This window comes from Bacillus cereus group sp. BfR-BA-01381 (assembly GCF_022663555.1).
GTDB classification, from domain to species: domain Bacteria; phylum Bacillota; class Bacilli; order Bacillales; family Bacillaceae_G; genus Bacillus_A; species Bacillus_A pacificus.
Genome location: NZ_JAKUFR010000156.1, coordinates 1 through 5,631, shown reverse-complemented (window position 1 = coordinate 5,631; position 5,631 = coordinate 1). Strand labels below are relative to the sequence as shown.

Here is a 5,631-nt window from a genome sequence, read left to right as displayed (position 1 = left end):
GATACAGCTCAAGGGTTAACAAAGAAAAAAGGGGAGTTAATCAAACGTTTGTTTAAGATATATGTTCAGCGAGGAATTGGGAAAGAATCTAAAAAATTTATATATTTATTTTTTCTTAACAAATGGCGGAAAAATAAGAAAAATTTGCAGGATTATTAAAAATTATCACGAAATAAGTAAAAGTTTAGCGAATAATCGTTTGAAATAATAAAACGTTTTCTATATGATAAAGGTAAAGGTTAGTAAAAAAGTAGGTGAATTTATGACAGTAACATTTTATTCATATCCAAAGTGTGGCACATGTCAAAAAGCAAAGAAATGGTTTGAGGCAAACGATGTAGCATATGAGATGATTCATATTGTTGAAAATCCACCATCAAAAGAAGATTTACGTAATTTACATGAAAAAAGTGAATTACCATTAAAAAAATTCTTTAATACAAGTGGAATGCGTTACCGTGAACTTGGTCTGAAAGATAAGTTAAAAGATGCAAGTGAAGACGAAATGTACGAGCTTTTAGCATCTGATGGCATGTTGATTAAACGTCCAATTGTAACAGATGGAACGAAGGTAACACTTGGTTTTAACGAAGAGCAGTTTGAAAGTGTGTGGAAAAAGTACCAATAAGGTATTTTTACATAATTAATACATTCACTGGAGGTACAGTCATGAGCATTCCAAATAATTTACGTTACTCTGAAGAACACGAATGGGTAAAAACTGAAGGTAATGAAGTTGTTATCGGTATTACTCACTTTGCACAAAGTGAGCTAGGCGATATCGTATTCGTTGAACTTCCAGAAGTAGGTGCAACAATCGAAGCTGACGAGCCATTCGGAAGCGTAGAATCTGTTAAAACAGTTTCTGAATTATACGCACCTGTAAGCGGTAAAGTTGTAGCAGTAAACGAAGAATTAAGTGACCAACCAGAACTTGTTAACGAATCTCCATACGAGGGTGCATGGATGGTTAAAGTTGAACTTTCTGATGCAAGCCAAGTTGAGAAGTTATTAACTGCTGAAAAATATGCAGAAATGACAAACCAAGACTAATTATAGTCGACTGAAGGACAGCCTTTGTGCTGTCCTTTTTTATTTTGTGTTACATAATACATTTAAAATCGAGTGTAAATGAATAAGCTATTATAGGAATGAATGTTTTTCGGTAAGGTTTTATGGAACTTTACAACCTGAACGAGCCGCTTGCGCTTTTCTTTTGCAAAAATAAACAGGAAACAACATGAAAATAACGAATATACTATATACTAAGTTAAAGGTTGTATAGTATATGGTGATCGGGTGATGACATATGGTTTATGTAGAAAAAGTCATTATTGTAGAAGGTACATCAGATAGAAGAAAGATTGAATCTATTATTCGGGAACCGGTGGAAATTGTTTGTACAAATGGTACAATTGGTTTGTCGAAAATGGATGAGCTCGTTGATCAGTTTTTTGATAAGGAAGTGTATGTACTAGTGGATGCTGATGATGCTGGAGAAAAGTTAAGGAAACAATTTCGAAAAGAATTCCCGCAAGCAGAGCATATTTATATTGATCGCTCGTACCGAGAAGTGGCAACTGCGCCATCTTCACACTTAGCAAATGTATTATGGGGAGCTGACATTGACGTTTATACAGAATATTTACGGTAAGGAATGATAGAAGTGATTGACTGGACAGGAGCCGAAGCTACAGCCCTAATAGAGAATGAAGAAAAAACAGTGTTATATGTATATACTCCAATGTGTGGAACATGCCAATTAGCAAAAAAGATGTTAACTGTCGTTGAGATGACAATTGAAGATTTGAAAATTGGAATGTTAGATTTAAATTATGCTCCGCATTTCGCGAAAGAGTATGGGATCGAAAGTGTACCTTGTTTACTTGTTTTTGAAAATGGGACACTGATGAAGAAGATATACGCATTTCATTCGGTTGAATATTTATATACGGAATTAAAGTAGGCGGCAAAGTTTTTGCCGCCTCGACATATTTCTCGGGAAATATGTCGAGATGCAGGGTGGTTACAGTATTTGTCGAGCGAAAATAACAGGATTGCTCTTTAGTGAGAGGGAATGGTATGTGTAATAGAAAGTGATATGAAGGATGTGATTTAGAGTGAAATTATATTCTTTGCTGCAATCATTTGTAAATTACGCTAATGGTCAATATCATTTAGAACCGCTTTTAAGACAAGGAGAAAAAACTGTTAATTTCCGCTTTGGAGATGAAAGTTGTTCGTTACAAATTTCAAGAGATTATATAGAGCTGCTACATGAGGAAAGAGGAACGGAGCAAATCGTTTGTGTTGGTGAAGAAGATGTAAAACAATTGGTGAACGGCAATGTACGATTGCAAATGTTAATGAATGATGGACGTGTACAATATTCAGGAACGTATCGAACCATGCTATTAGTTGAATCGATGTTTCATATATGTAAACCGATGTCAGTAGGTGCTTAAAATTCTGAAGTTTCATTTTTTGCAAAAATTTCTGTTGACATGGTGTGTGGATATTGATACAATTCAATTCATAAAATATAGACAATTTCATAAATTACAAATCAGACGAAAATGTAATCTGATTTCTCTTATCAAGAGAGGTGGAGGGACTGTGCCCTGTGAAGCCCGGCAACCGTCAACTTATGTTGAAATGGTGCCAATTCCTGCAAAGCAAATGCTTTGAGAGATGAGAGAGAGGGATAATGTTGTTATATACGCACATAAACCTTTCTGCTTCTCTAAAGCGGAAAGGTTTTTTTGTTGTTTGAATGTGGAGGACATTCAAATAATAAAAGTAGTGATAATGGTGGACTACATGCATTAAACATAAAAAATTGCGGAGTCGATCTAAACAAAAAGGGGTGAACATCATGATCTTATTAGAAAATGTAAAGAAAATATATAAAGCAAAAAGCGGTGATGTCACTGCTGTAGATAATGCCAATTTAAAAATAGATAAAGGTGAAATATTTGGTGTTATCGGATATAGTGGCGCTGGAAAAAGTTCTTTAATTCGATTATTCAATCAGTTGGAGAAACCAACTTCAGGCCAAATTACAATTGCAAATCGCGTGATTTCAGCGATTACAGGAAGCGAACTTCGTAAGGCAAGGCAAGAAATCGGAATGATTTTTCAACACTTCAACTTACTTTGGTCACGAACTGTACGTGAAAATATTGAGTTCCCACTTGAAATTGCAGGTGTTGATAAGGCGAAGAGAAGAAAACGCGTGGATGAGTTAATTCATCTTGTTGGATTAGAAGGAAGAGGAGACGCGTACCCATCTCAGCTGAGCGGAGGACAAAAGCAACGTGTTGGTATTGCGAGAGCGTTAGCTAACAATCCGCAAGTACTTTTATGTGATGAAGCAACGTCAGCTCTTGATCCAGAAACGACAGATCAAATTTTAGATCTATTATTAGATATTAATAAACGTCTCGGTTTAACGATTGTACTCATTACACATGAGATGCACGTAATTCGAAAGATTTGTAATCGTGTTGCAGTAATGGAAAAAGGGAAGATTGTAGAAACAGGTCCAGTACTTGATGTGTTCCGTAATCCGCAGCAAGACATTACGAAACGATTTGTACAGCAGTTAACGGATTCTGAAGATACAAATGAAACGATTGAAAGTTTAATTGAAAAATATCCAGATGGAAAAGTAGTTCGTTTGCAGTTTATCGGTGAAGCGGTAGAAAGACCAGTACTTCAAAGATTAATGCAACGCAGTGATATAGAAGTTAGCATTTTGCAAGGAAATATCGCACAAACGAATAACGGCTCTTACGGTAGTTTAGTTGTTCATTTAAATGGTGAGGAAACAGCGATTCAGCAAGCAATAGAGGGAATACATCAAGATCAAGTAGAGCTGGAGGTGATTGCACATGGATAAGTTATTCACAAATGTTGATTGGAATCAAATGTTAGAAGCAACTGGTGAAACGTTATATATGACGGCAATCGCCGCTCTTGCCACATTTGTTTTAGGACTCATTTTAGGATTGTTACTCTTTATGACAGCGAAAGATAATTTATGGGAAAACAAAGCGGTTAACACAGCGATTGGAGCGTTCGTAAACATTTTTCGCTCGATACCGTTCATTATTTTAATCATTTTATTAATTCCATTCACAAAAATTTTGCTTGGAACAATTCTTGGAGCGAGTGCAGCACTTCCAGCTTTAATTATTGGAGCGGCACCATTTTATGCAAGAATGGTTGAAATTGCACTTCGCGAAATTGATAAAGGTGTAATTGAAGCTTCAAAAGCGATGGGAGCAAAAACAAGCACAATTATTTTGAAAGTGTTAATTCCAGAATCGTTACCAGCGTTAGTATCTGGTATTACGGTTACGACAATTGCTTTAGTGGGCTATACAGCAATGGCGGGAGTTGTTGGGGCTGGTGGTCTTGGAACACTTGCTTATTTAGAAGGATTCCAACGAGGAAATAACGACGTAACAATCGTTGCGACAATTTGTGTATTACTAGTTGTATTTTTCATTCAGTGGATTGGTGATCGTGTAACGACTCGAATAGATAAACGATAATAAAAAACGGGAGGATGTTTCAAATGAAAAAATTATTACTTACAGCACTGATTTCAACTTCAATTTTGGGGTTAGCTGCTTGTGGCGGGAAAGATAAAGATGAAAAGAAACTAGTTGTGGGGGCTTCTAACGTGCCGCATGCGGTTATTTTAGAAAAGGCTAAACCTTTATTAGAGAAAAAAGGAATTGAGTTAGAAGTGAAAAAATTCCAAGACTACGTATTACCAAATAAATCGTTAGCAGATAAGGATTTAGATGCAAACTACTTCCAGCACATTCCGTATTTAGAAAAAGAAATGAAAGATAAAAAATATGATTTTGAAGTAGCAGGGAAAATTCATTTAGAACCGATTGGTGTATATTCTCAAAAATATAAGAGCTTAAAAGAACTTCCAGACGGAGCGACAATTATTATGAGTAATTCAGTTGCTGACCATGGACGTGGTCTAGCAATTTTACAAAAAGAAGGTATTTTAAAAATTAAAGACGGAGTAGATCCGGTTAAAGCAACTCCAAAAGATATTGCGGATAACCCAAAAAACTTGAAATTCAAAACAGATATTGAGCCTGGTTTATTGCCACAAGTGTATAACAATAAAGAAGGCGACGCGGTTCTAATTAACTCGAACTATGCAATTGATGCGAAGTTAAACCCAGAAAAAGATGCAATTGCAATTGAAAGTAATGATTCACCATACGCAAACGTAGTAGCTGTTCGTAAAGGCGATAAAGATAAGAAAGAGATTAAAGCTCTTGTAGAAGTATTACATTCTAAAGAAATTGAAGACTTCATTAATAAAGAATATAAAGGAGCAGTTGTTCCTGTAAAAGAATAATTGCTGTAAAAGGGCTGGTGTATGCCAGCCTTTTTTATAACTACATAATTATACGGGAGAAGGGGACACCATATGAAAATGGTTCTATTGTCAGTTGTTACAGCGCTGTCTGTATTTACATTAGCTGCTTGCGGAGGAAAAGAGGAGAATAAGCTTGTTGTGGGAGCTTCTAACGTACCGCACGCTGTTATTTTGGAAAAGGCACAGCCGATATTAGAGAAAAAGGGTATTAAATT

8 protein-coding genes, 1 pseudogene and 1 riboswitch are annotated in these 5,631 nt (G+C 35.8%); all 9 genes and pseudogenes read left to right on the top strand.

The window, feature by feature from the left end; translation table 11 throughout:
• The first annotated feature begins 262 nt into the window (after positions 1–262).
• The gene (locus tag MR079_RS27420) at positions 263–628 is read left to right on the top strand and encodes an arsenate reductase family protein (protein WP_000218967.1); all 366 of its coding nucleotides are present in this window, start codon (positions 263–265) and stop codon (positions 626–628) included.
• Positions 629–669: 41 nt separating this feature from the next.
• On the top strand, positions 670–1,053 hold the full coding sequence (gene gcvH / locus MR079_RS27415) for a glycine cleavage system protein GcvH (protein WP_000026900.1): 384 nt from the start codon (positions 670–672) through the stop codon (positions 1,051–1,053).
• Between the two features lie 256 nt (positions 1,054–1,309).
• Positions 1,310–1,654, top strand: coding sequence for a toprim domain-containing protein (locus MR079_RS27410; protein WP_000263237.1), 345 nt, complete (start codon positions 1,310–1,312; stop codon positions 1,652–1,654).
• Between the two features lie 3 nt (positions 1,655–1,657).
• The gene (locus MR079_RS27405) at positions 1,658–1,966 is read left to right on the top strand and encodes a thioredoxin family protein (protein ID WP_001998544.1); all 309 of its coding nucleotides are present in this window, start codon (positions 1,658–1,660) and stop codon (positions 1,964–1,966) included.
• Positions 1,967–2,120: 154 nt separating this feature from the next.
• The gene (locus MR079_RS27400; protein ID WP_000781219.1) at positions 2,121–2,465 is read left to right on the top strand and encodes a hypothetical protein; all 345 of its coding nucleotides are present in this window, start codon (positions 2,121–2,123) and stop codon (positions 2,463–2,465) included.
• Positions 2,466–2,590: 125 nt separating this feature from the next.
• A riboswitch (SAM riboswitch) is annotated at positions 2,591–2,698 on the top strand.
• 177 nt (positions 2,699–2,875) lie between these two features.
• Positions 2,876–3,901: a methionine ABC transporter ATP-binding protein gene (locus MR079_RS27395; RefSeq protein ID WP_000601759.1), complete on the top strand. Its 1,026-nt coding sequence runs from the start codon at positions 2,876–2,878 to the stop codon at positions 3,899–3,901.
• Positions 3,894–4,559: a methionine ABC transporter permease gene (locus tag MR079_RS27390; RefSeq protein ID WP_016718833.1), complete on the top strand. Its 666-nt coding sequence runs from the start codon at positions 3,894–3,896 to the stop codon at positions 4,557–4,559. Before MR079_RS27395 ends, MR079_RS27390 begins: the two co-directional genes overlap by 8 nt.
• Positions 4,560–4,582: 23 nt before the next feature.
• The gene (metQ, locus tag MR079_RS27385) at positions 4,583–5,395 is read left to right on the top strand and encodes a methionine ABC transporter substrate-binding lipoprotein MetQ (protein WP_016718832.1); all 813 of its coding nucleotides are present in this window, start codon (positions 4,583–4,585) and stop codon (positions 5,393–5,395) included.
• Between the two features lie 72 nt (positions 5,396–5,467).
• Positions 5,468–5,631 (top strand): annotated as a pseudogene (locus MR079_RS27380) (methionine ABC transporter substrate-binding protein); the annotation flags it as partial.

Coding starts and splice junctions, on each gene's coding strand:
- MR079_RS27420 (WP_000218967.1), top strand. CDS start 263: ATGACAGTAACATTTTATTCATATCCAAAGTGTGGCACATGTCAAAAA.
- gcvH (WP_000026900.1), top strand. CDS start 670: ATGAGCATTCCAAATAATTTACGTTACTCTGAAGAACACGAATGGGTA.
- MR079_RS27410 (WP_000263237.1), top strand. CDS start 1,310: ATGGTTTATGTAGAAAAAGTCATTATTGTAGAAGGTACATCAGATAGA.
- MR079_RS27405 (WP_001998544.1), top strand. CDS start 1,658: ATGATAGAAGTGATTGACTGGACAGGAGCCGAAGCTACAGCCCTAATA.
- MR079_RS27395 (WP_000601759.1), top strand. CDS start 2,876: ATGATCTTATTAGAAAATGTAAAGAAAATATATAAAGCAAAAAGCGGT.
- MR079_RS27390 (WP_016718833.1), top strand. CDS start 3,894: ATGGATAAGTTATTCACAAATGTTGATTGGAATCAAATGTTAGAAGCA.
- metQ (WP_016718832.1), top strand. CDS start 4,583: ATGAAAAAATTATTACTTACAGCACTGATTTCAACTTCAATTTTGGGG.